The sequence below is a fragment of the Traorella sp. mt218 genome, assembly GCF_055420025.1.
In genome coordinates, this window is the sequence record NZ_JBVAYM010000008.1 from 21,732 (window position 1) to 45,320 (window position 23,589).

Consider the following 23,589-nt stretch of genomic DNA (forward strand, 5'->3'; position numbering starts at 1 on the left):
TACTGCATCAATATCATGATAAGCTTCATCATAGCAATTATTAAAACGTCAGGTTCCAGTTCTTTTATATTATCACGATTAGCATAAAAATTTAATCGCACAACTATATATCTCCACTTCACGCTAGATTTAATCAAACTGTCTTAACCAGTTTGAAAATACGTTTAATCCATTTTGAAATATAATAGGATCGATACCTCCACCAAGACGAAGATGATATTCACAATCAAAGCAGCTTCCGGGAACAAAGAAGATACCGGCTTCTTTTTGAACACGCAGAGATAATTCTTCACTTGGTATCTTCATATCATAGCGAATCAATTGCGTCGTTCCTGAAGTAAAAGAATTGGTAATATGTCTTTCATGCTTGATCCATTCTTCAAGATAAGCCCTGTTTTTCAAACAAATATCACGATTCCTTGATAGTATTTTTTCTTTCTGCTTCAAAACCTCAACAGCTAAGACATCATTCATCTTAGATATCGAAATAATATGATAATCACGCCGATAGATGATCCGGTCAATAAAAGCCTTAGGTCCAACGATCCAGCCTAACCGCAGTCCCGGTAAACCAAAAGATTTGCTTAAGCCGGACGTGATGATTGCTTTATCGTATAAATCAAACAAACTTCCCTGATAACAGAATCTGTCAACATACAGACTTCGATAAACTTCATCCACGAATAAATATAAATCATGTCTTTCAGCTATCTCAATCAGTCTGACACATGCCTGAGTGCTTAGCATCGTTCCGGTCGGGTTATTAGGTAAGGTTACACAGATGACTTTTGTTTTATCGGTGATTGCTTTTTCCAATTCATCAAAATCAATCTGCCAGCCTTTTTCTTCCTTTAATTCTAACTCAATCACCTTAGCGCCAAGACTTTCTGCCAAAGAAGATACCTGTTGATAACCGGGTGTGAATGTAATCATCTCATCGTTGGGTTCAATCAGCTCCATGATCGTCATCTCATTCGCATTAATAGCTCCTTGTGCGATGGCAATATTACATGGCTCTGCTGTTTCATATAACTGACAGATTTGTTTTTTTAATTCATCACTTCCATTGATATCACCATAATCAAGCTTCATATCTAAAAGATCAGATAAATATTTTTCTTTGATATCCAACAGCTCTAATAATTCACCCATTTTCAATGGCGATACACAAGATTCAGTCAGATTATAGATGCCGTCATTTTCATGTTCATTCATCCATATTTCTACTTTAAAGGGTGAAATCTTCATCAGTACAACACCTTTTTCAAGAAATCCTGTGCACGCTTTGTCTGCGGCTGAGAGAAGAAGAGATCCGGAGTGTTTTCTTCAATGATCTTACCCTCTTCTAAAAATACGATACGGCTTGCAATTTCTTTCGCAAAACCCATTTCATGCGTCACAACGACCATTGTCATTCCCTCAAAAGCCAGCTGTTTCATGACCTCTAATACTTCCATGACCATTTCCGGGTCAAGTGCACTTGTCGGTTCATCAAAAAGCATGATTTGTGGATTCATCATCAATGAACGGGCAATGGCCACACGCTGTTTCTGTCCGCCGGATAACTTCTTAGGGTAAGCCTCTTCCTTATCTGCCAGACCTACACGCGATAAAAGCTCTCTTGCTTTTGTGATTGCTTCTTCCCTGCTCATATGCAATGTTTTCATAGGTGCCAGAATCATATTATCCATGACGCTCATATGAGGAAAAAGATTAAAGTGTTGAAAGACGAAGCCTGTTTTTGATCGAGCCTCGGATGCCTGCTTTTGATCTGTGTAATCAATCCGCTTACCTTCAATATAAATATTTCCTGAATCAGGAATCTCCAATCCATTGATGCAGCGACATAATGTACTCTTTCCCGAACCGCTGGGACCGATCAGACAAACGATTTCTCCTTTGCTGATTTGAAAGGATACATCATCCAGTGCCTTTACATTTTGAAATGTTTTTGAAATATGTTCAGCCTTAATCACTTTCCGCTAATCTCCTTTCCACTTTTTTCGCAATCGAAGAAATCACGAAGGTCATAACCAAATAAAATACGCCTGCCATCATCAAAGGGAAAAGATAATTGTAATAGTTTGCTCCCATGATCTGTGCGCTGTAAAGCAATTCAACAGCTCCGATCGTTGAAAGAAGCGAGGAATCCTTGATCAAGGTGATATATTCCGATACCATAGGAGGTACTACCTGTTTAAAGGCCTGTGGCAAAATAACATATCGCATCATATCCCAATGGGAAAGATTCAATGACATGGCGGCTTCCCACTGTCCGGCATCGATACCAATAATTCCGGATCGTATCAATTCTGTCGAATAAGCTCCTGAATTAATTCCGATGGCAATCGTACCCACGACAAATTTATTGACACGGAAAGCATTTCCCGTTATCAAGGTAATCAAAGTAGGCATGATCAGGTAGAAAAACAGGATCTGAAGCAACATAGGCGTTCCACGTATCAGCTCTACATAGCAGTTTCCTAAAAAGCGAAGGAACTTATTCTTATTCAGTTTAAGCGATGCCCCGATAATTCCCAAAACAATGCCCATCACCCATGCGATTGAAGCCACGATAAGTGAGTAAACAGCGCCAATCAGCAGTGTCTTATAATTTTCGGGATTGCTGGCGATTTTCAGACATTTTCCAAAATATTCTTGAATATCCATAATTTTTCCTCACTTATTGAAGTGATTACATTCCCCACTTTGTCTTTAATTCTTCGTAAGCATCACTTTCTTTAAACTGTGCGATCGCATCATTCAAAGCATCCATCAACAATTCATTGCTCGTTGAACAAATAATACCATTTTCTTCATCCACCAATGGTTCATCTAATACGACTAATGATGAATCACTCTCTTCATAATTCTGTGCGACCAGAAGATCGACAACGACCGCATCCATCTGTCCGGCCTTCAATGCTTCAACTAAAATATTCGCATCCTGATTCAATTCCACAGAAGCTCCTTCGATTTCTGCAGCAGCATCAGCGCCTGTCGTTCCAAGCTGTGCCCCTACAACCTTACCGCTTAGATCGGCTGCTGATTCAATACCTGAATCTTTCTTTGTCAGAATTACCTGTGCAGATTCCAAATATGGATCAGAAAACAATACCTGTCTTTCCGGATCGTAAGTAAAGCCTGAAACACCTACATCGACCTGTCCCAGATTTACGGCATCGACGATCGTGGAAAACGTCATTTGTTCAAATTCTACGTTAACGCCTAAGTATTTCTCCAATTCAGCCATCATATCCACATCAAAACCAACCATCTCACCATTTTCCAGTGACTCATAAGGCGGATAATCCGGAGAAATTCCCACGATCAATGTATTTTCTTCAATCAGCTGGTCCTGCCAGCTGCTTTCTTCCTCTTGTGTCTGAGAACATGCGCTACATCCTAATACCATTGCTGCTACTGCTGCTAATTTTAATATTTTCTTCATTTTCTTTACCTCTTTCTTTCCTTTCAAACAATAATTCATTTTTTATATATATCTGTACTAAACGTCGCCGTCGTTTTCTCATAATGACCTCCTGAAATAAAAAAAAGCGTCTTCACATATGAAGACGCTGACAGCGCGGTGCCACTTCACTTGCCAACATTTCGCCGGCCTCTCAACCCTTAATGCGAGTACCACAGTTGCCTTACTTTCATACAGCAACATCTCCAAAGCTCGTTTCATTTTCTTCCGGCATCAGCTTCCACCAGCCACTGACTCTCTATGACCTTCCAAAAACTACTACTCTTTTTCATTGACGTTGACAACATATTAATCGAATCAAAACGACTTGTCAAGAAAAAAATTATTTTTTTTACATCATAAATGTAAAACAATGTCATTCATATACATTTTCTTTCAAAGAAAAAGCACTCCTTTTTGAGTGCTTAAAATTCCATATCAACCATATCCTGATTATGTTCTTTTTCGTTTTTTACTTCATAATGTATCAAGACTGAAAGCAAGGCCCTAAGAACAATAATAGCTCCCAGAATCATAATTTCATTGATCGTACGAATCGTCACCGTCTTCAGGATCTCCGCTCCCATTTTAAACTCAAGCCCCAATGCCAAAGCATTTCCCAATGAAAGCTTGATAGGATAATGTACATGCTTCAAAAGACTTCTTCCATACATATAAAAGGACTTCACTGAACCTACAACAATGACGATAATGCCCATCAATTCAATGATCCCAATGATCTCAGGTACGATAAATTCAACAATACGTTCAAAGAAAGCAACATTTTCCGTCGCCGCCTCTGAAAATAACAATAGCGTTAACATAACTAACTGTTATAGGACTGGAGAACTTCGCTAACCGAACGATTCTCCTCCATTCCCTTAATGATCAAGCCTAAAAGCTTACCAACCGATAAAACGGTCATCTTTTCAAGCTGTGCCTTCTTTTCTGCCTGAGGTATCGTATTCGTACATACGAATTCCACGATATTTGAATTCTTCAGTCTTTCGATTGCCGGTCCTGATAAAACACCATGTGTACAGCAGGCATAAACCTCTTTTGCTCCCTGCTTATATAATAAATCTATACCGGCGATCAGCGTTCCCGCCGTATCAACGATATCGTCGATGATGATTACTGATTTACCTTCTACATCACCGATAATATTCATTGCCTCCGCAACATTTGGACGAGGTCTGCGCTTATCAATGATTGCTAAAGGAGCATGAAGACGTTCTGCCAAAGCTCTTGCACGTGTAGTTCCTCCATGATCCGGTGAAACGACAACGATCTGGTCCAAATGCTTCTTTTGAAAATACTCTGCTATGATAGGCAGACAAGCAATATCATCTGCCGGGATATCAAAGAAACCTTGGATCTGTGTTGCATGAAGATCCATCGTAATGACACGATTTGCACCCGCTCTCTCTAAAAGAGAAGCTACCAGCTTACTTGTTATCGGTTGACGCGGACGTGCTTTGCGATCCTGACGTGCATAACCGAAATACGGTATGACAGCTGTGATAAAAGAAGCACTGGCACGCTTGCAGGCATCAATAGCAATTAAAAGCTCCATCAGATTGCTGCTGACAGGATTACAGGTAGACTGAACGATATAAACTCTTTTACCGCGTACGCTCTCTCCCAATTGTACAAGTATCTCACCATCTGCAAAGTGACGAACATCGCAGTTACCCAGAGGGATGCCCAGCTGCTGAGCGATCTCATTCGCCAGATCGACACTGGATGTCAAAGCAAAAATAACTGTATCCTTAATCATAATATGATCCCCCTTATTTATTTAAATATTTTGTTCCGTAATCTTCTTTGTTTGTCTGACGGCTTCTGGCAATTCCCATCGCACCATCTTCAACATCTTCCGTAATCGTAGAACCGGCAGCCAGCAGTGCATGATGACCGATCGTTACCGGTGCAATGATGTTGACATTGCTGCCAATAAATGCATGATCTCCAATGATCGTCTTATATTTGTTCTTTCCATCATAATTGACGGTTACAACTCCACAGCCAATATTAACATGCTCACCTACTTCACAATCCCCAAGATAAGTCAAATGCGCACATTTGCTGCCATTCCCAAAATTACAGTTTTTAAACTCCACGAAATTTCCGATCCGACAATTTTCATGAACCACTGTATGATTTCTCAAATGCGCAAAAGGACCTACGGTCGTATTTTTCATGACCTCGCTATCTGTAATTTTTGTAGAATCAATCGTAACATCATCACCAATGAGCGCATTTTCAAAAAAACAGTTAGGAAGGATCTTACAATTTTTTCCGATCTTCGTATGACCTAACAATGTCACATTCGGATAAATAACGCTTCCCTCTCCGATTTCGACATCTTCACCGATCGTCACTCTCTGAGGATCAATGAATTCTACTTTCTGATTGATCAGCCGCTGAATATCTGCACTTGTCATTTTATAATTTTCTCCTTTTTTATATCACTTCTATTTTACTCAAATTTCACTCGCTTTTAAAGTCTTTTCATAATATAATTTCAACAAGTTATCATAAAACCCTGCATTTATACCGAAACCATCCATTATAATTTGTATCTCTCATGACCTGGTCAATCAATTCAGGTCTTCGAGTGAGTGCAAATACCGTTGATCCGCTGCCGGACATGCAGACAACTTCAAAGCCTTTTTTCTGCAAATATTCTCTCGCATAGCCGATTTCTTTTACCAGCCTGCTGGCCGGCTGTTCAAGCGTATTAGCCACACATAAAGGAAGGGAATCAAAATCATCCTCCATAAGACACCGCTTCACTTCATCAACGTTCGGATGGATACACGTATCAAAATCAATGGCTGCAAAACATTCTTTTGTTGATACGCCCTTATAAGGTTTCATCAGCAGCACATCAAAATCACAATTCATCTTAAAAGGCTCAATAACTTCACCAATCCCTTTTACGACACTTGGCCGGCACATGACACAAAAAGGAACATCAGCTCCTACCTGCTTCGATAATTGAGCTATCTCCTGATCATCCGCATCAAGATGACACAGATCACGAATTGCCAGCATGACAGCTGCCGCATCAGCACTTCCTCCGGCTAAACCTGCCTGCGTAGGAATACGTTTATGCACATGAATGCGGAAATGCTCTTTGATGCCATAGGCTTTTCTCATGCAATCAACAGCTTTCACGATCGTATTCTTGCCATTGATACGGTATTTCAGATTCCATGTAAACCAGTCTGCTTTCGCAAAACGTATCGAAACATCATCACAAAGCGTCAAAGGCAGCATGACCATTTCCAATTCATGATACCCATCCTCTCTTCTGCCGACGACATTTAGACAGGCATTAATTTTCGCATACGCAAATGTCCTCATGTTCGATCCTCCTGTAAAGTTTCAAAAAATCATCTAAAGAACAGCTCTCTGCCCGTTGACTGTTAGATATATCAGCATCGCTCAGATACGCTTTTGCCTGATCCTTATCCCCCAGCCATTCACCAAAGTTATTTAAGATCGTCTTCCGGCGCTGCTTGAAGCATGCCTTGACCATTGCGAAAAATAATTTCTCATTCACAGAAGGATCCTTCTTCTTAAATTCAAACTGCAATACGCTGCTATCCACATTCGGCTTAGGATTAAATACATTGCGCGGCACCTTGACCACCTGCTTCACATCTGTTAAATACTGTGTAATCACACTTAAAGCATTATAATCCTTTGTATTGACATGAGCAATAAAACGATCTGCTACCTCCTTCTGCATCATGACCGTGATCCTTTTGATATCTGCCTCTGATTCAAAAATCTTAAAAAGGATCGGCGTCGTAATGTAATAAGGAAGATTAGCAGCTATAACGACATCATCTTCAGGATATTTGTTCACCAATGCTTTAAGATCAACCTGCATAAAATCCTGAAGGACAATTTCCACATTATCACAATCTTCTAGGGAATACGCCAATACCTCCGGCAGTCTTTCATCAATCTCATATGCGACGACCTTTTTCGCATACTGGCTCAACATCTGCGTTAAAGCTCCAATACCCGGTCCGATCTCAACAGCCACCGTATGATCGCTGACAATGGCATTACGAGCGATCTTAGATACGATGCCCGGTTCCACAAGAAAATTCTGTCCATAGTTTTTCTTGGCATATAAATCAAATTTTTCTAATATTTCCTTCGTCCTTGACGGTGTGGCAATCACTTTCATTGTTTATCCTCTAATATTTTCAAACATTCCTGCTGATTCAATTGAAGCATATTTAAACGCTTATAAAGCGTCTTTCCATTACTTTTACCAATATGCAGATATTCCTCCAGCTTTCTTCTTCTCTGTGAGCTGTCCGCCTTTCCGCTGCATCCCAGCTCTAAAAACTCGCTCCATGACAAGGTTGGCTGTAAATTCTCTGAATACGTTAAGAGATGTTCCAGCGACTCTTTCAGATCCTCTTCGCTCGCATGTTCGATCCCCACTTTTTTCGTTGTCCTGGCCTTCTTCTTGTCAATAAAAGCATTCTTGCATCCTTCCACATGCTGATTGATCCTTGTACGGATCTTCTCTCCCGGTGCATCGGGATCCGTAAATATGATCACACCTCTTTTTTTCTGTGCCTGCCGGATCATTTCCAACGTTTTTTTAGAGAGATGCATGCCATGGGTTTCAATCGTATCACAGTCAAAATAACGCTTTAGCTTCTGTGTATCATTTTTTCCTTCAACAATAATAATTTCCTTAATTTTCATATCTCTATTTTAACAAATTTCTCATCTAATAAAAATAGAAAGCGTACGCTTTCTAATATTTACAGGCATTTGAACCGCTTCTGCCGCCAACACGCTCAATAACGACCCGTGTATCGGCACTGCGATCATTGCTTATGTTAGTATTGCCCTGACTTCCTTTAAATAAATCAAGGATACTTCCCTTAATGGCTCCTCCGCGATCCAATACAATTGCCTGAAACGGTACTCCCGGCGTCAATCCTTCACCTGAAAAACCATGATCATAGATCGTCAGTATTGAACAAAGAGGGATGCTTGGATCAGCTGCAACGATATAATAATCACCGTACTTGATCCCTTCTCTCATTTCACCATCCGCCTGTCGAACCGAATGATAACCTACCTGGACACCGGCACTTGTACCTCCTGTCCCTTCAGGTGATACATAACAGCCGGCACAATCAATACCATACGTAACCATCGTTGGATAAAATTCACTGCCAACACTGACACTGCCACCAAACTGCATCTTTGGTGCAACAGCTTCTGTTTCCTGCCGGCTGCCGATCACAGCAGTCTTCGAAATTATGTTGCCTTCACTGTCATAAGTAACAACATAATCCTCACTAACAGTTGCTTTTTTCCCATCCACATAAGATGCAATCCAACTGATGCCTCCCATGCCTTCCTCATATTCTGCATATACCATCTCTGGCATTTCACCGACTTCCCATACTTCATTGATAGTTTCCATCGTTACTTCCAAAGTCTGGCTTTCTGTTTCTGTTTGTTTTAATACTAGAGTTTCTGAATGAAACGCTGAAGTTGATGAGCATCCACATAATAATGATGCAACAACTAATATTTTAATCAATTGGTTTCTTTTAACCATAAAACCTCCTTTTTAAAACGTTAGACAGTATAACATACATTTAATGCTTTTTCCCACTTTTTCCAATTTTTCATCCCTTTTATTGCTAGTATTCCCTCATGAAAGGGCTTTTAATCAAGCAATTTATGGGATTTTTTTCATTCACAAAACCCATTGTACTCCTTTTTCCATGTTTTGGCAAATCGGCCATATAAAAACAGGAGCTTTTTCACTCCTGCTTTTTCATTAATCAACATTGATCAATTCGTATTCACGGGTACCTGCACCATCTTCTTCAGCTACACGAATAATATTAACACCCAGCTTCTCTTCGATACGGGCAATCAGCTGATCCTTACCCTTATCCTTGCTGTTGTAGATGATATCGATACAAGCCTGATCAATGGCAACCGGATCCGTACTTGAAAGAATACCGATATTCTCCATGCATGGAGGAGCAGCATTGCCATCACAGTCACAGTCAACAGAAATATTTACCATAGCTGTAACATAAACGATCTTACCATCAAAATATTTATGAACACTGCTGGCAGCATCACCCATTGAAGTCACAAACTGTAACTGATCAGTCTTCCACATATCGGCTTCTACATCACCTGCACCATGGATATAAGCTTTACCATGAGAAGAAGCACAACCGATAGATAACTGTTTCAAAGCTCCGCCAAAGCCACCCATGGCATGTCCTTTAAAATGAGATAAAACTAACATGGAATCATAATTCGCCAAATGCTTGCCCACATAGTTTTTCTTGATCTGCTGTCCATTCGGAATATCAAGCACCATATCAGGTCCTTCACTATCCATGATATCCACATCAAAATATTTCGTCCATTCATGTTCATCCATCAAATGACGATGCTTCTCTGTCGTATCTCTTTCTCCCGGATATGCCGTATTACATTCAACGACCGTTCCGTTGACTCTTTTCACCAATGCTTCTACAAAGTCAGGCTTTAAATAATTTTTATTGCCATGTTCTCCGGAATGCAATTTAACTGCAACTTTTCCCGGATATTCTACACCTAAAGCCTCATACATCTTAACTAAACTGTCTTTAGACACTTCACTTGTAAAATAAACCTTTGCTTTTTCCATTTTACCTCTTCCTTTCTTTATAACTGAAAACAAAGCCCGCATTTTTCCTTAACCTGATATGTATCAAAATACTTTTCTTCAAGCGGTATCCAAGTCGAAAGAAAAACTTCAAGCTTATCTTCCCCATTCCTCTTTTTGATCCTTTCAATCTGTTCTTTTTGATCAACATCTAAAAATATCTTCAGATCATAATAGGAACATAAACGTGGATGAAGGCTATAAGAACCTTCAACGATGACAATCGATCGAGCATGAACATGTACTTCATCTTTTAACTGCTGTAAAGAACAGTCATAGCGTTGATAAGTACATGAACCATCTTTTCTTAACGGTATCAGCACTTCCTTCTCAAAACGCTCATGATCCACATTGCCACCAGCTTCATCATAACGCTCAGATGTCCTTTGATACGGCTGTAAGAAAAAATCATCCATATGAATCACTTCACAGCCAATCTTTTCACCTAAAACTTTTGCCAGCGTTGTCTTGCCTGAAGCACATCTTCCATCAATAGCAACCAGCAGCAATGCATCTTTTTTCTGTTTTAATGCAATTTCATGCTGTATCATCACTACTGCTTCATCTAGTGAATTTACCTTTTTCGCATCAGCCATGACCTCACCTCATATTAATATAAAACCTATAGTTAACTTTAAGTCAAGTGTTTTATATAAATTATTTTTCTGCTTTTTTAAAATCTTCAGTTAGGTGCAAAGTAATGATTTTATATTTTCACTTATATAAGTGAAAATATAAAATTGATGATCATTAAGAATTCATATAAAATAAGACTATGAATGGACTTAACGATCGTGAACAAAGACTTTTACTGCTGCTAAGCAAATCAAGCACATATTCAACCAGTGAAGCTTTAGCTTCACTTTTAAGCGTTTCATCCAGAACCGTTAAATCAGATATAAAAAACATAAACAAATACAGCAATGAATATGGCTTTGAAATAAAATCAAGGAAACACTATGGATATTATATCCATATCATCAGCCAAGCTTCTTATGATGAATTACTCTCTTTCATCAGCAGAAAGAAAATAAATCAATATAAGAATATTCCTGACAACCGCATTCAAAGAATTAATTTCATCATCATGAAATTATTAACCGTTGATTATTATATTAAGATCGATGATTTCGCAGATGAATTATTCATAGATAAATCAACATTCCTTTCTTGTCTAAATGAAGCAAGGATGATTCTTGCGAAATACCATTTGGCAATAGTAAATATCTATAAACAGGGAATCATCATATCCGGCAGTGAAATTGACATTCGTATATGCATTGCGGAATTCTTTTTTCATAATAATATATCTAAATCCTTTTTAACCGAAGATAATATCATGTTTTCAAATGAACATAGTTTAGAAGAAATAAGAACCATCAAATCAATTTTAATCCGTATCTGTGAACAAAATTCTATTCAAATGAGTGATTATTCTTTAGAAAATATGGTCATACATATCTTTGTAGCCATACGTCGCTGGCTTTTATACAACTTTGCAAAATCAGAAGATAAATATCTTGATTATCTTTATGGCACAAAAGAATTAAAAGCCGGAATCGAACTCGTTAAAGAATTAGAAAAACAATATTCGATCATGCTTCCTTTTGATGAATCTATTTATTTTGCTATTCATTTTAAGACAAAACACATTGAAACAAATGCGGATATCTTAAACACAGATAAAAGTGAAATTGACAATTTGATCCGACAGATATTTGATGCCATCCAAGATAAATATGGGCTTTCTTTTCATCATGATCATGAACTAAAAAAGATGTTAAGTTTACATTTACCACCGATGTTATCACGATTAAAATTGAATTTTACGCTTAGAAATGCTTCTCTTTATGAATATTTTAGAAAATATATCTTCTCTTACCTGCTTACCTTTGAGGCGCGTCAAATCATTAAAAAAAGATTTGATTTAGAACTGGAAATCAATGAATATGGTTTTTTGGTATTATATTTTAACTGGGCCTTATCAAGAAAAAAAGGAAAGAAAAAATACCATATCTTGCTTTTATGTGGAAGCGGGCGTCCCGAAAGCATCATGCTCATTAATGAGCTGAATGAAAAGCTTGGCCATATCATTGATAATATCACGGTCATCGACTACAAAGACATCAATACGTTAGATTTAAAAAATTCTACTTATGATGTCTTATTATCAACAATAGATATTGACAGTAAAGAAATACCGACAATCACCATCTCAAGCAAAGATATCAATAATATCAAAAAAATTGAATATTCTTTAGAAAAGATACGCTACAATAAGATTCATTTTAATAAAATCATCAAAAAAGAACATGTATTCTTTGATATCAAAGGAAATGCCAAGTACGAAGTATTAAATGAAATTGAAAAGCTTTTAGATAAAGATGATCAAAAAGAATTCAGATATATCAAAGAAATTGAGAAAACGCTCAGCTCTGAAGTCGGCAATCTGGTTTCGATCCTTCACTCATCAAAGAAAAGTGATGACATTGAAATCATGTTTTTCATTACAAAAAAACAAGTCATTTGGGATAAACAATTAGTTAAAATTATCATTTGGATATCTACCAATTCTAAAAATGTAGATGAATTTGAAATCATTATGGAAATCCTATCAAAATTTATATGTAAATATGAAAATATATCGAATTTTCTAAAAAAACTCGATTATGAAGAATTGATAAACGAATTGAATCAATATACCCATTCACTTTATTAAGTGAAAAAACAAAAATTGAAAACTTATTGAAATAATATTTAAATAAAAGCGAAGGGAGGGATCTTTATCAACATAGTCATCGCTTCACATTCATGTATGGCAGAGGGTGTAAAAAATACTTTATCGATGCTAGCGGATAAGAAAAATATTTTCACCTTGAATGCCTATGACACGACCGATGATATATCAAAGGAAATCAATGATTTGATCGAATTATTAGATCCCAATCAAAAAACTTTGATATTTACTGATTTATTTGGCGGAAGTGTAAATTTAGAGATTACTCGTAAAATGATGTCTGATAAGATCATGATTATAGCCGGCTTTAATCTAGCACTGATACTTGAGTGTTTATATTTATCAGACGATGAATGTAATGAACAAAATCTTTTAAATCTGATTGATCAGGCTAAAAACCAGATGGTTTTAGTAAACAGTTATTTTAAATCAAGGGGGTAATTTTATGATTAGTTTAATGAGAGTTGATGATCGATTGTTACATGGGCAGGTTGCCTTTCTTTGGACAAAAACATTATCCATCCAAAAAATTATTATCGCTAATGATAATGTGGCTCATGATGAGTTTTTAAAGATGACATTAGGTATGTCTAAACCAATGGGTGTGGAACTCATGATTTTGGATGTGAAAGATGCAATCAGACAAATTAATATTGAAGAAACAAATTCTGCTCATGTGCTTGTCGTTGTAAATAACATGCAAGATGCGAAAAATATCATAGATGCATCTACTACTATCAATTCTTTAAATTTAGGTCAGTTGAGAGAAAGGCCTAATTCTACACGATACTCCACTTCAGTAACATTAACACCTGAAGATGTCGCAATCGCAAAAGAATTGATAGCAAAGAATGTAGAGGTGTATATTCGCACGACCCCGGATGATAAGAAAAATCAATTAAATAAATTATTATAAAGGAGAGGAAAATGGAATTATTTATTCAAGCTTTATTAATTGGGCTTGTTGCTTTTTTAGGACAGGCAGAATATATGCTCGGTTCATCCATGCTGCATCGTCCGATCGTATTAGGACCTTTAGTTGGTATTATTTTGGGTGATCCGGTTCAGGGTGTGATCATTGGTGGTTCTTTGGAATTAGCATATATCGGAATCATGCAGATCGGTGGGGCAGTACCTATGAGCTTGCTTGTAGGTGGAGTTGTCAGCACAGCCTTTGCGATCATGACCGGGAATGGTGTTGAAGTGGCAACTGCTCTTACCCTTCCTATTGGTATTCTCTATAATTTATTAGAAAAGATTTATTATATCGTAATTCAATTTTTTGTAACTCGTGCCGATAAAGCAGCGTCTGAAGGAAATCCTCGTGGCATTGAAATCAATCATTATTTAGGTTTTGCCTGCTTTGGAGGATGTGCCTTTATTGCTACTTTTATAGCGATCCTAATTGGTTCAAGTGCTGTTGAAGCTCTTGTAAACAGTATCCCACAAGTGATTTACAACGGTTTAGATGCAGGTGTCAAGCTGCTCCCGGCATTGGGCTTTGGTTTATTGTTAAATCTTATCTGGAATAAAAAGATTGCTGCTTTCTATTTTATCGGATTTGTATTAGCTGCTTATTTAAATATGGATACGATGGCAGTTGCGATTTTAGGAGGATGCGTTGCTATCCTGATCTTCTTTTTTACCTCACAATCTAACGAAACAAGTCAAGATGGCAACTCAACTCAATCGCAACCTAAAAACTCATTGATTACCAAAAAAGATTTATATCGTATATTCTTTCGTTCATTGACCCTTGAAGCTTCTTTCAACTACGAAAGATTTCAGGGATTTGGATACTGCTATGCCATGATCCCGGCATTAGAAAAACTATATCCGGACAAAAAAGATTTATCTGAAGCATTACAGCGTCATATGGCTTTCTTTAATACATCGCCTCAATTAGTTACTTTAATCATGGGTATCTCAGTAGCGATGGAAGAAGAGTATGCCGAAAACAGAGATATGAGTCCTGATTCTATTAATGCTGTCAAAGTTGCTTTTATGGGTCCTTTAGCGGGTGTTGGTGATTCCTTATGGTGGGGAATTATCAGAACGATTGCAACCGGTGTTGCCTGTACATTTGCCTTACAGGGCAACTTACTGGCACCTGTTATATTCTTACTGATATTCAATGTTCCGCATATACTCATTCGTTACAATGGATTGATGTTAAGCTATAAATTTGGAAAAGAATTCATTCGCAAGCTTAGTCAAGGTAATTTGCTGCAGAATATTTCGCAGTGTGCAAGCATCATGGGATTGATGGTCATAGGTGCCATGACCGTTACAATGGTTACTGTTACGACCCCTTTGACATTTACGATCGGTCAAATGGAACCTATCGTATTACAGGATCTCTTTGATGCCATCTTACCAAGCATGTTATCTTTGATTACCGTCTTCTGCGTATCTCATTTATTGAAAAAGGGATTCAAACTTATGCATTTGATGGTTGCAATGCTTGTTGCAGGAGTGCTTCTGACTCTTGTGGGTATCTTATAGTAACACAAGGATATGGTTCTTCCATATCCTTCTTATTTGAAAAAAAAAGGAGAGATTATGAAATATATTTGTTCAAAAAATGTTTTTATCGATGGAAGATTTGTTCCTGCATCAATTGGTATTGAAAATAATAAAATTGCTGAGATCAGCGATTATGGTCAGGGGGCATGTTATTTTGATCATTATATCATTCCCGGTCTGATTGATATCCATACACATGGCGGTTATGGCTGTGATGCTAACAATGCTGATATAGACAGCCTGCGAAACTGGATCCGGCATTTACCTTTAGAAGGTACTACTTCACTCTTGATCAGCCCTTATACTTCTACAATAGAGAAAATGCACGATAGTATCGCACTCATTGATTCTTTAAGAAATCAGCACCTTGAAGCAAGTGTTTTAGGCAGTCATTTAGAAGGCCCTTTTATTTCAGATAAACACCTTGGTGCTATGAATGAAAAATACGTTTTACAACCTGATATCAATACCTATAAAAAGATTGCTCAAGATCATGAAGATTGTGTTAAATTGATCACACTTGCTTGTGAGCTTGAACATGCATATGAGCTCATGGATTATCTTCACACACGTTCTGTCGTTATTTCTGCAGGGCATTGCGGCTGCACTTACACAGAAGGTACAGAAGCAAAGAAACATGGTCTGAATGGTTTTACCCACACTTACAATGGAATGCTGGGCCTTCATCACCGTGAAGTCGGAACTGTGGGCTGTTCACTTCTTTTCGATGACTGTTACAGTGAATGTATCTGTGACGGATATCATGTATCATTTGAAGCATTGAAAATTCTGTTCCGTTGTAAACCGAAAGACAAGGTCATCCTGATTACCGATTCTCTCAAAACCAAGGGCTTGCCTGAGGGCAGCTATGAATTAGATGGTGAAGCTATTGAAATGCGTCATGGCTGTGCCTATATGGCTGGAACTGATTCTTTATCCGGCAGTACATTAAGCATGCTTCAGGCCATGAAGAATATTGTCACACACTGTGAAGTATCTTTAGAAGATGCCATATTGGCAGCATCACAAAATCCGGCAACATATTTAGGTATACAAAATAAAAAAGGATTCATTCAGATTGGTAATGATGCCGATCTATGTATTTTGGATCATTCCTTGAATCTAAAAGAAACCTTTCATTTAGGTGATATCGTATATTCTGCTTCTTAATTCTTATTCATGTTCGCAAATGGCTTTCTCAATGCCATATAAAGAATTACGGCTACAAAGATACAGATAATCGCATTAAAAGCTGTTACACCACCGCTCCATGCAAGAATGATAGCTGCCGCATCGGCTTCGATCCCCAAGATAAAGCGTTTAAACAAATAACCGATGATAGGATCAAAGATGACATTGAAACCAAGTCCGGCAGCAGCACAAAGAGCTGTGTTCAAAGCAGCTTTTTTTGCGTCCTTTTCTTTAGAAACATTCATCTTTTTAGCCAATGTTCCCGAGATCCAGCCGATACAGAACTTCAAAAGAAACGTCTTAGGTGCTGAAGCAATATAGCGTGGATCCATGATATCAGCAATCGAAAGTCCTATTGCTCCCGCAATTCCTCCTTCTACCGGTCCCAAAAGCAGTGCAGAAACGACAACCACCGCATTAGCCACATGAATGGCTACTGATGATCCGGCGGCTAATGGGATATCGATTTTGCCATAGCTGAAAACCGCATAATTTAATGCTGCGAAAATTGCGATATGTGCAAATGTTCTAGTATTTTTCTTCATACTTCCCTCATTTCAGAATCTCTTTTTTAATATAGGCAATCGTTTCATCAAGCCCTTTTTGCGCATACATCTCAAGCATATCTCTTAATGTCTGCTTGCTTTGAGCATGCATGCAGTAATTGTGCTGATTCAACATGAAATATTCTAAAGGCTTGCTTGTCGTATAGTTATTCGGATAATAGATCATGCTGGCAGCCACACGATCACAAAACATCTCTACAATATATTTATTCGGTATCTTGGTACCAAATACACCTTGATGATTGCAATCGATCCAGTATTCCCAGTGATGCTTATTTCTTCCTTTATGATGCAGCCAGCCTTTTGAATATCCAACTACTTCTTTTTCCTTATCAATAGGCGAGCGGTTTCCCTGAAAATATTTGACTCCTGCGGAAAACTCAACCCATGAATACTTTGACAGATCATGCAGGATTCCTTGTTTATACAGACCACATTTAAAACATAGCTTGCCGACCTTTATCTTATGGCGGGTAATCGTGGTCAAATGTCCGATCAGACGATTCATCTTACTCACCTACGATCTTAAGGATTCCTTCAAAGCAACGCTGATTCGCAAAGAGGACACCGATCGGTTTCGTGTAATCAAGAGCTGCACCTTTAAGACCCATCATCTTTACCTGTGCCTGTTTCGCAATCACCTGCCCGGCCGCATAATCCCATGGAGAGAGGCGTTCTTCATAATAAGCATCTACCCTGCCACAGGCAACATAACAGATATCCAAGGCTGCACTGCCGCTTCGGCGCACATCACGACAGTTGAGATATAGCTTTTTCGCATTCTCAAAAGTAACATCAGCCAGCTCTTTATTGTAAGGTGACGATCCAAATAAAACAAGCGCATGTCCAACATCATGATCGCCCGCTTGAATCGGCACACCGTTACATGTACTCTGTTGTCCCTCAATACCTGTAAAGCATTCATCTAAATAAGGATCATAGATAACGCCGATGACACCTTTTTTCTTATACAATAATGCAATCGATATACAGGAATGTTTATAGTCATATGCATAGTTGGTCGTTCCGTCAATAGGATCAATGACCCATGTAAATTCCTCTCCCAGCTCACGCTGATCCTCTTCCTCTGCATAAAAACTACTTGTTGGAATCAGCTTTGAACATTCCCCTATGATATAATGCTGACTTGCGATATCCTTATTTGTTACGATATTGGCCGCATCACTTTTTTCTTTAATGACCAGCTTTTCCTTTTGAAGAATAAGCTGACCTGCATTTCTGGCAATCTTTTCTATTTCATTCGCTATCTTCTGATAATCCATACCTACCTCCACATACAGATAATTTTAATTGTTTTTTATAGTTTTTCAAGCTATATTTATCATTGACAAGTATTTAAATTCATTGAATAATAATATGTTAGGAGAATGAAGATGAAAATAAAGATTTACGCAACAAGTGATACACATGGTACGATTACGCCATACCGTTACAGTGATTCTAAAGAAATGAACATGGGATTAATGAAATTATCATCATTGATCCATAAAGATAAGCATACTCTATTGATTGATAATGGTGATGTCCTAGAAGGATCACCTCTTGATTATGTTCATCATTTAAAATTTGAAGACCGGATCCATCCTATGGCCAAATGCTTCAATGCGATGAATTATGATTATATGAATCTGGGAAATCATGAATTTAATTTTGGTAAAGAAAATGTCTGGAAATATATTCATGATATGAATGCTGTATGTCTGACCAGCAATTTATTTGATAAGGGTGTTTGTTTTGGAAAAGAATATGTGATCCATGAATTTGACAAAAACAATCGTATTGCCCTTGTAGGTCTGACCACTCAATATATACCAAATTGGGAACAGCCGAAAAATATCGTTGATATGACATTCGAAAATGTGTTTGATAAGCTGAAACAGACAATAGATAAGATCAAGAAAAAAGAAGACGTAAAAGGAATCTTAGTAGTTTACCACGGTGGTTTTGAAAAAGATTTGGAAAGTGGTGTACCTACCGAGAACCTTACAGGTGAAAATCTTGGCTATAAGATGTGCAGTGAGATCGAAGGTATTGATGTCATGATCAGCGGTCACCAGCATCGCTCGATTGCCCAGTTCTGTCACAATACCTGTGTCACCCAGACAGCTTTCAATGCGAAAGAATTGGCTTATATTGAATGGGACCTGGATACAAATGAAAGAGTGGCAAGGCTCATCAGTGCTGATGGTGAGGCTGATGAATCGCTTTATCCGCTGATCGAAGAAGAGGAAAAGGCCACTCAGGAATACTTGGATCAGCCGTTAGGAAGACTGGCAAACGGTGATCTGTTGATCCATGATGCTTTTGATGCCCGGCTGCATAAACATCCCCTTGTTTCTTTTCTTAACAGCGTCCAGCTTGATTTCACCAAAGCTGATTTATCCAGCGTTGCGCTGTTTAATGATGCGACCGGCTTCAATTCAACGATCACGATGCGTGATCTTGTATCGACCTATGTATATCCGAATACCTTATGTGTGGTTCGTATGAGTGGTAAGACACTTAAAGAATATTTAGAGAAATGTGCGGAATATTTTGAGATCAAAGATGGCAAAATCGGTGTAGCCCCTCGTTATCTTGCACCTAAACCGGCGCATTATAACTATGATATGGTAGATGGTGTGGAATATACGATTCAGGTATCCAATCCTGTGGGTTCCCGTATCATCTCCCTTACCCGTCATGGCATTCCTGTCAAAGATGAAGATTCGTTTACCATGGCCATGAGCAATTATCGTGCTGCCTGTGGCGGTGATTTCTTTATGATCAAGGACTGTGAGCCTATCATGGCTTATCAGGAAGATATGGTAGAATGCCTGCGTCAGTATATCGAAAAGCATCCTGTGATCGAAGTAAATCACCAAAATAATATTAAAATCATTCCATGATCACTGTTTTCATGCAGTGATTTTATTTTTGTGCTACAATAACATGGAGGTGATATGATGCTGAATGATACGATAGCTGCTATTTCTACTGCATTAAGTGAGGGTGCCATTTCCATTGTCCGCGTAAGTGGTGATGATGCCATTGAAATTGTCAATCAGTGCTGTAATATTGATTTGACAAAATCGCCCTCACATACGATCCGCTATGCGACCTTTCAGGACCCTCATACGCATGAAATTCTTGATGAGGTCCTTGTCAGCGTATTTAAGGCACCTAAGACATATACACGTGAGGATCTGGTAGAAATCAACTGTCACGGAGGCGTTTATATCACAAGGAAAATCTTATCGATCCTTTTATCCTGCGGCGCCCGTCTTGCTAATCCGGGTGAATTTACACAACGCGCCTTCTTAAACGGACGTATCGACCTTACCCAGGCAGAAGCCGTCAATGACATGATCCGTGCAAACAGCCCGACCAATGCAAAGATGGCCATTTCCGGTATTCGTGGCAGCGTTAAGAAATTACTTGAACCGCTGATCGAAGATTTATTGAATATTATTGCTGTGATCGAAGTCAACATTGATTATCCGGAATATGATGATGTGGAAATGCTCACCAATGAGCGCGTCTTACCAATGAGTCTGTCATGGCTGGATCAAATCAATGAAATCTTAAAGAAAAGTGAAAGCGGACAGCTTTTAAAAGCAGGAATCAAAACGGCGATCGTAGGTAAGCCCAATGTCGGTAAAAGCTCTTTATTAAATGCCCTGTTAGAAGAGGATAAGGCAATTGTCAGCGATATTGCCGGTACGACCCGTGATCTTGTTGAGGGACATATCCAGCTTGGTCAGATCCATCTGAATCTGATTGATACTGCCGGTATCCGGGATACCCATGACGCTGTTGAGAAAATCGGTATTGAGAGATCAAAAAAAGCCATTGAGGAAGCAGAGCTGGTCATTGTCGTCTTAGATGCCACCAGTGAGATTGATGAACAGGATCAGTTATTATTAGACATGACTGCCGATAAAAGACGTATCATTGTCTATAATAAAAATGATCTTGCAGAAAAAGAAGGTCTATCTATCAGTGCCGCAAAGGGTGAATTAGACGATCTGATCCATGAAATCGAATCTTATTATGAGCAAGAGCTTATTTCAATTCAAAATCCGATTCTAAACAATGAACGTCAGATCGGATGTCTGATGAAAGCACGCAATTCAATGAATCAGGCCATCGAGTCTTTAAAAAACGGTATCGAACTTGATATGGTCACGATTGATTTACAGGAAGCTTATACACAATTAAAAGAAATATTAGGAGAAGTTTCAAGAGATGATTTATTAGATACGCTCTTTTCAAACTTCTGTTTGGGGAAATAACTATGGGAATTATTGATACACACGCACATGTAACTTATAAAGACCTTGTCGGGCGCATAGATGAGATCGTTACAAATGCCTTATCGCACAATGTAACAAAGATCCTATGTGTCTGTTGTACAAAAGAAGAAGCCTTAAAGGCTATTGAAATTGCCGATCAATATGATATTTTCGATTGTGCTTTTGGTTATCATCCGGAAGATGTCGATCGGCTTGAAGATCATGATCTATCCGAATTAAGATCTATCCTCACTGATCCACATATGATTGCTTTAGGTGAAATCGGTTTAGATTACCACTATACCAAAGAAAATAAAGAAGCTCAAAAAGATTTATTCATCCGTCAAATACAACTCGCCAATGAACTTGATTTACCAATCTTGATTCACATGCGAGATGCAACGCTTGATACCCTTGAAATACTTAAACAATATCCTTGCAGAGGTATCATGCATTGTTTTTCCGGAAGTCTGGAAACCGCTAAGATATGTGTAAAGCTGGGTTACTATATTTCCTTTGCCGGTCCGTTGACCTTTAAAAATGCCAAAGATGCACCTCAGGTATGTGAGTGGGTACCTTTGGATAGGATCTTTGTGGAAACCGATTCACCGTTTTTAACGCCTCATCCATTCCGCGGCAAACAAAATGAACCTGCCTATACCCACATTACCTTTGAAAAGGTATGTGAGATCAAACAGATCGATGCGGAAACACTCATGAAACAGATGGAAGAGAATTACTATACATTATTTAAAAAAGCAAAAAGAAACGAGTCGAATTAATCAATATCGACTCGTTATTTTATATGATTAAATGGCACCTAACATAATTTTTTTTAAAATTTCAGCTACCCCATGATCGTTATTACTTGATGTAATATATCGAGCATGCTGTTTCACTTCATCCGGTGCGTTCATTACAGCTGCTGAATATTCAAACATATCAAACATACTCAAATCATTAAAGCTATCTCCTATAACCATCACTTCATTTTTCTGATAATTATTTAATTTACAATATTCCATAAGCATACTTCCTTTAGAAGCCTTACTATCCGTAATTTCAAGATTATTTATTTCTTCATATCCATTGGCAACATTAAGATCAAATTTTGACAAATAATCAAATATTTGGTCATATTGATAGTTATTTAAAAAAACAAATTCAGCTTTAACCACTTTTTTCTTTTTTATATCATCTATGTATTTATCACATCGTCCATAATTATAAATATAATATCTTTTATATTTTTCTTTTGCTTCAAATGTAGTAAGACGATCTTTTTTCATGACATACTGTATAAAATATAGTTCTAATTCTTTACGAGATATTGTTAAATATGTCCGATCTAAACAATGGTATAAACAGGCACATTTTTGTTCACAAGATAACTGGTATATCAAATCTACATAATCATTTTTTAAATAATGATTCAAAATACTATTGCCATTCTCATCTCTCATATCAGAACCATTTAGACATATAGCTGTATTTTTAATACCACAATCATCAATTATATCCCCAATTTCCCAATATGCACGACCACTGCATATCAAAAACTGAATACCAAATTTTGATAGATCTGTTATCGCCTTTATATTTTCTTTACTAACTTTCCCGTCATCATTTAATAATGTGCCATCTAAATCACTAACTATCAATTTAATCATAGTCTATTCCTCTTAATTATAATGAGAAAAACAGGCGCTCAAATTAATGATACGCCTATCTTTTTTATTCAATTTCAAGGCTTTCAATTTTAGAAATTAATGCCTTTGATATTTTAAGTAAATGCTTTGCAATCAATATTTCGCTGTTAATTGTCATTAATGTGTCTTGCGCATGCGCAAATATCATATAGTAGGGCTGCCCTTCCATACTATCCATATTTTGCTGAATGATTTCTGTATGCAATGTATGAGCTTTTACAATATGATCATGAGCTTTTTTCATACAATCTTCAGCTTCTTTAAAATCAAATTCTTCAAGCGCATTCAAAGCTTTTTCACATTCCGTACGTGCTTCTCCAGCAGAAAATATAATATCAAATGATGTTTCTACAATTTTATTCATAT

At 37.8% G+C, this 23,589-nt stretch carries 26 protein-coding genes and 1 other annotated feature; of the genes, 8 read left to right on the forward strand and 18 right to left on the reverse strand.

Features of this window, described 5'->3' with window-relative positions:
* Positions 1–129: 129 nt before the first annotated feature.
* The 13 genes from ACZYT3_RS05485 to ACZYT3_RS05545 all read right to left on the reverse strand — a co-directional run bounded on the left by ACZYT3_RS05485 (position 130) and on the right by ACZYT3_RS05545 (position 10,795).
* Positions 130–1,248, reverse strand: a complete 1,119-nt coding sequence (locus ACZYT3_RS05485) for an aminotransferase class I/II-fold pyridoxal phosphate-dependent enzyme (protein WP_464087965.1) — start codon at positions 1,246–1,248, stop codon at positions 130–132.
* Positions 1,248–1,976, reverse strand: coding sequence for an amino acid ABC transporter ATP-binding protein (locus ACZYT3_RS05490; RefSeq protein WP_464087966.1), 729 nt, complete (start codon positions 1,974–1,976; stop codon positions 1,248–1,250). The genes ACZYT3_RS05485 and ACZYT3_RS05490 overlap by 1 nt, the downstream gene beginning before the upstream one ends.
* Positions 1,969–2,670, reverse strand: a complete 702-nt coding sequence (locus ACZYT3_RS05495) for an amino acid ABC transporter permease (protein ID WP_464087967.1) — start codon at positions 2,668–2,670, stop codon at positions 1,969–1,971. Before ACZYT3_RS05495 ends, ACZYT3_RS05490 begins: the two co-directional genes overlap by 8 nt.
* Before the next feature lie 25 nt (positions 2,671–2,695).
* Positions 2,696–3,451 carry a transporter substrate-binding domain-containing protein gene (locus ACZYT3_RS05500; RefSeq protein WP_464087968.1) on the reverse strand — a complete coding sequence of 252 codons (756 nt, stop codon included), beginning with the start codon at positions 3,449–3,451 and terminating at the stop codon, positions 2,696–2,698.
* A 117-nt stretch (positions 3,452–3,568) separates the two neighbouring features.
* Positions 3,569–3,771 (reverse strand) — a binding site (T-box leader).
* A 123-nt stretch (positions 3,772–3,894) separates the two neighbouring features.
* Complete coding sequence (locus ACZYT3_RS05505; protein WP_294562183.1) at positions 3,895–4,293, reverse strand: DUF1622 domain-containing protein; 399 nt, start codon at positions 4,291–4,293, stop codon at positions 3,895–3,897.
* Positions 4,294–4,295: 2 nt separating this feature from the next.
* A complete protein-coding gene (locus ACZYT3_RS05510) occupies positions 4,296–5,249 on the reverse strand; it encodes a ribose-phosphate diphosphokinase (protein ID WP_294562182.1) in 954 nt (317 codons plus the stop codon).
* Positions 5,250–5,262: 13 nt separating this feature from the next.
* Positions 5,263–5,916, reverse strand: a complete 654-nt coding sequence (locus ACZYT3_RS05515) for a DapH/DapD/GlmU-related protein (RefSeq protein ID WP_294562181.1) — start codon at positions 5,914–5,916, stop codon at positions 5,263–5,265.
* A 91-nt stretch (positions 5,917–6,007) separates the two neighbouring features.
* Positions 6,008–6,841: a 4-(cytidine 5'-diphospho)-2-C-methyl-D-erythritol kinase gene (gene ispE, locus ACZYT3_RS05520; RefSeq protein ID WP_464087969.1), complete on the reverse strand. Its 834-nt coding sequence runs from the start codon at positions 6,839–6,841 to the stop codon at positions 6,008–6,010.
* The gene (gene rsmA, locus ACZYT3_RS05525; RefSeq protein WP_464087970.1) at positions 6,813–7,679 is read right to left on the reverse strand and encodes a 16S rRNA (adenine(1518)-N(6)/adenine(1519)-N(6))-dimethyltransferase RsmA; all 867 of its coding nucleotides are present in this window, start codon (positions 7,677–7,679) and stop codon (positions 6,813–6,815) included. Before rsmA ends, ispE begins: the two co-directional genes overlap by 29 nt.
* Positions 7,676–8,212 (reverse strand): ribonuclease M5, encoded by a 537-nt coding sequence (gene rnmV, locus ACZYT3_RS05530; RefSeq protein ID WP_294562003.1) that lies wholly within the window; start codon positions 8,210–8,212, stop codon positions 7,676–7,678. The genes rsmA and rnmV overlap by 4 nt, the downstream gene beginning before the upstream one ends.
* Before the next feature lie 52 nt (positions 8,213–8,264).
* Positions 8,265–9,083 carry a hypothetical protein gene (locus ACZYT3_RS05535; protein ID WP_294562002.1) on the reverse strand — a complete coding sequence of 273 codons (819 nt, stop codon included), beginning with the start codon at positions 9,081–9,083 and terminating at the stop codon, positions 8,265–8,267.
* 225 nt (positions 9,084–9,308) lie between these two features.
* Positions 9,309–10,181 (reverse strand): DUF362 domain-containing protein, encoded by an 873-nt coding sequence (locus ACZYT3_RS05540; RefSeq protein ID WP_464087971.1) that lies wholly within the window; start codon positions 10,179–10,181, stop codon positions 9,309–9,311.
* A 17-nt stretch (positions 10,182–10,198) separates the two neighbouring features.
* The gene (locus tag ACZYT3_RS05545; RefSeq protein WP_464087972.1) at positions 10,199–10,795 is read right to left on the reverse strand and encodes a uridine kinase family protein; all 597 of its coding nucleotides are present in this window, start codon (positions 10,793–10,795) and stop codon (positions 10,199–10,201) included.
* 179 nt (positions 10,796–10,974) lie between these two features.
* Between ACZYT3_RS05545 and ACZYT3_RS05550 the strand changes: the two genes are divergently transcribed.
* From ACZYT3_RS05550 to nagA, 5 genes are all read left to right on the forward strand, one after another.
* Positions 10,975–12,918 (forward strand): BglG family transcription antiterminator, encoded by a 1,944-nt coding sequence (locus ACZYT3_RS05550; protein WP_464087973.1) that lies wholly within the window; start codon positions 10,975–10,977, stop codon positions 12,916–12,918.
* 78 nt (positions 12,919–12,996) lie between these two features.
* Positions 12,997–13,377 (forward strand): PTS sugar transporter subunit IIA, encoded by a 381-nt coding sequence (locus tag ACZYT3_RS05555; protein WP_464088020.1) that lies wholly within the window; start codon positions 12,997–12,999, stop codon positions 13,375–13,377.
* Between the two features lie 4 nt (positions 13,378–13,381).
* Entirely contained in the window at positions 13,382–13,852 is a 471-nt protein-coding gene (locus tag ACZYT3_RS05560) for a PTS sugar transporter subunit IIB (protein ID WP_464087974.1), read from the forward strand.
* A gap of 11 nt (positions 13,853–13,863) precedes the next feature.
* On the forward strand, positions 13,864–15,441 hold the full coding sequence (locus ACZYT3_RS05565; protein ID WP_464087975.1) for a PTS system mannose/fructose/sorbose family transporter subunit IID: 1,578 nt from the start codon (positions 13,864–13,866) through the stop codon (positions 15,439–15,441).
* A gap of 57 nt (positions 15,442–15,498) precedes the next feature.
* On the forward strand, positions 15,499–16,632 hold the full coding sequence (nagA, locus tag ACZYT3_RS05570) for an N-acetylglucosamine-6-phosphate deacetylase (protein WP_464087976.1): 1,134 nt from the start codon (positions 15,499–15,501) through the stop codon (positions 16,630–16,632).
* On the opposite strand, the gene ACZYT3_RS05575 is transcribed toward nagA, so the two are convergent.
* The 3 genes from ACZYT3_RS05575 to ACZYT3_RS05585 are packed head-to-tail and all read right to left on the reverse strand — an operon-like array spanning position 16,629 to position 18,502.
* A complete protein-coding gene (locus ACZYT3_RS05575; protein WP_464087977.1) occupies positions 16,629–17,198 on the reverse strand; it encodes an ECF transporter S component in 570 nt (189 codons plus the stop codon). The two genes, nagA and ACZYT3_RS05575, sit on opposite strands and share 4 nt — an antisense overlap.
* Before the next feature lie 7 nt (positions 17,199–17,205).
* Positions 17,206–17,727: a DUF5662 family protein gene (locus tag ACZYT3_RS05580; protein WP_294562116.1), complete on the reverse strand. Its 522-nt coding sequence runs from the start codon at positions 17,725–17,727 to the stop codon at positions 17,206–17,208.
* Between the two features lies 1 nt (position 17,728).
* Complete coding sequence (locus tag ACZYT3_RS05585; RefSeq protein WP_464087978.1) at positions 17,729–18,502, reverse strand: inositol monophosphatase family protein; 774 nt, start codon at positions 18,500–18,502, stop codon at positions 17,729–17,731.
* A gap of 111 nt (positions 18,503–18,613) precedes the next feature.
* Here ACZYT3_RS05585 and ACZYT3_RS05590 point away from each other — a divergent pair, with 111 nt between their 5' ends.
* From ACZYT3_RS05590 to ACZYT3_RS05600, 3 genes are read left to right on the forward strand one after another with little or no spacing between them, the layout of a single operon-like run.
* Positions 18,614–20,128: a bifunctional metallophosphatase/5'-nucleotidase gene (locus ACZYT3_RS05590; protein WP_294562118.1), complete on the forward strand. Its 1,515-nt coding sequence runs from the start codon at positions 18,614–18,616 to the stop codon at positions 20,126–20,128.
* A 57-nt stretch (positions 20,129–20,185) separates the two neighbouring features.
* Entirely contained in the window at positions 20,186–21,514 is a 1,329-nt protein-coding gene (gene mnmE, locus ACZYT3_RS05595; protein WP_464088021.1) for a tRNA uridine-5-carboxymethylaminomethyl(34) synthesis GTPase MnmE, read from the forward strand.
* Positions 21,515–21,516: 2 nt separating this feature from the next.
* Positions 21,517–22,296, forward strand: a complete 780-nt coding sequence (locus ACZYT3_RS05600; RefSeq protein WP_464087979.1) for a TatD family hydrolase — start codon at positions 21,517–21,519, stop codon at positions 22,294–22,296.
* Positions 22,297–22,323: 27 nt separating this feature from the next.
* Here ACZYT3_RS05600 and ACZYT3_RS05605 read toward each other — a convergent pair whose 3' ends face one another.
* Together ACZYT3_RS05605 and ACZYT3_RS05610 are read right to left on the reverse strand one after the other, a co-directional pair.
* Positions 22,324–23,184, reverse strand: a complete 861-nt coding sequence (locus tag ACZYT3_RS05605; RefSeq protein ID WP_294562120.1) for an HAD family hydrolase — start codon at positions 23,182–23,184, stop codon at positions 22,324–22,326.
* Positions 23,185–23,248: 64 nt separating this feature from the next.
* Positions 23,249–23,587: a PTS lactose/cellobiose transporter subunit IIA gene (locus ACZYT3_RS05610; RefSeq protein ID WP_294562121.1), complete on the reverse strand. Its 339-nt coding sequence runs from the start codon at positions 23,585–23,587 to the stop codon at positions 23,249–23,251.
* Positions 23,588–23,589 lie beyond the last annotated feature (2 nt).

Excerpts from the sequence above, each read along its gene's own strand:
- ACZYT3_RS05510 (WP_294562182.1), bottom strand. The coding sequence starts at position 5,249 with ATGATTAAGGATACAGTTATTTTTGCTTTGACATCCAGTGTCGATCTG.
- mnmE (WP_464088021.1), top strand. The coding sequence starts at position 20,186 with ATGCTGAATGATACGATAGCTGCTATTTCTACTGCATTAAGTGAGGGT.
- nagA (WP_464087976.1), top strand. The coding sequence starts at position 15,499 with ATGAAATATATTTGTTCAAAAAATGTTTTTATCGATGGAAGATTTGTT.
- ACZYT3_RS05565 (WP_464087975.1), top strand. The coding sequence starts at position 13,864 with ATGGAATTATTTATTCAAGCTTTATTAATTGGGCTTGTTGCTTTTTTA.
- ACZYT3_RS05550 (WP_464087973.1), top strand. The coding sequence starts at position 10,975 with ATGAATGGACTTAACGATCGTGAACAAAGACTTTTACTGCTGCTAAGC.
- ispE (WP_464087969.1), bottom strand. The coding sequence starts at position 6,841 with ATGAGGACATTTGCGTATGCGAAAATTAATGCCTGTCTAAATGTCGTC.
- ACZYT3_RS05605 (WP_294562120.1), bottom strand. The coding sequence starts at position 23,184 with ATGATTAAATTGATAGTTAGTGATTTAGATGGCACATTATTAAATGAT.
- ACZYT3_RS05500 (WP_464087968.1), bottom strand. The coding sequence starts at position 3,451 with ATGAAGAAAATATTAAAATTAGCAGCAGTAGCAGCAATGGTATTAGGA.
- rnmV (WP_294562003.1), bottom strand. The coding sequence starts at position 8,212 with ATGAAAATTAAGGAAATTATTATTGTTGAAGGAAAAAATGATACACAG.
- ACZYT3_RS05585 (WP_464087978.1), bottom strand. The coding sequence starts at position 18,502 with ATGGATTATCAGAAGATAGCGAATGAAATAGAAAAGATTGCCAGAAAT.
- ACZYT3_RS05495 (WP_464087967.1), bottom strand. The coding sequence starts at position 2,670 with ATGGATATTCAAGAATATTTTGGAAAATGTCTGAAAATCGCCAGCAAT.
- ACZYT3_RS05545 (WP_464087972.1), bottom strand. The coding sequence starts at position 10,795 with ATGGCTGATGCGAAAAAGGTAAATTCACTAGATGAAGCAGTAGTGATG.
- ACZYT3_RS05575 (WP_464087977.1), bottom strand. The coding sequence starts at position 17,198 with ATGAAGAAAAATACTAGAACATTTGCACATATCGCAATTTTCGCAGCA.
- ACZYT3_RS05580 (WP_294562116.1), bottom strand. The coding sequence starts at position 17,727 with ATGAATCGTCTGATCGGACATTTGACCACGATTACCCGCCATAAGATA.
- ACZYT3_RS05535 (WP_294562002.1), bottom strand. The coding sequence starts at position 9,083 with ATGGTTAAAAGAAACCAATTGATTAAAATATTAGTTGTTGCATCATTA.
- ACZYT3_RS05505 (WP_294562183.1), bottom strand. The coding sequence starts at position 4,293 with ATGTTAACGCTATTGTTATTTTCAGAGGCGGCGACGGAAAATGTTGCT.
- ACZYT3_RS05485 (WP_464087965.1), bottom strand. The coding sequence starts at position 1,248 with ATGAAGATTTCACCCTTTAAAGTAGAAATATGGATGAATGAACATGAA.
- ACZYT3_RS05515 (WP_294562181.1), bottom strand. The coding sequence starts at position 5,916 with ATGACAAGTGCAGATATTCAGCGGCTGATCAATCAGAAAGTAGAATTC.
- ACZYT3_RS05610 (WP_294562121.1), bottom strand. The coding sequence starts at position 23,587 with ATGAATAAAATTGTAGAAACATCATTTGATATTATATTTTCTGCTGGA.
- rsmA (WP_464087970.1), bottom strand. The coding sequence starts at position 7,679 with ATGAAAGTGATTGCCACACCGTCAAGGACGAAGGAAATATTAGAAAAA.
- ACZYT3_RS05590 (WP_294562118.1), top strand. The coding sequence starts at position 18,614 with ATGAAAATAAAGATTTACGCAACAAGTGATACACATGGTACGATTACG.
- ACZYT3_RS05560 (WP_464087974.1), top strand. The coding sequence starts at position 13,382 with ATGATTAGTTTAATGAGAGTTGATGATCGATTGTTACATGGGCAGGTT.
- ACZYT3_RS05600 (WP_464087979.1), top strand. The coding sequence starts at position 21,517 with ATGGGAATTATTGATACACACGCACATGTAACTTATAAAGACCTTGTC.
- ACZYT3_RS05540 (WP_464087971.1), bottom strand. The coding sequence starts at position 10,181 with ATGGAAAAAGCAAAGGTTTATTTTACAAGTGAAGTGTCTAAAGACAGT.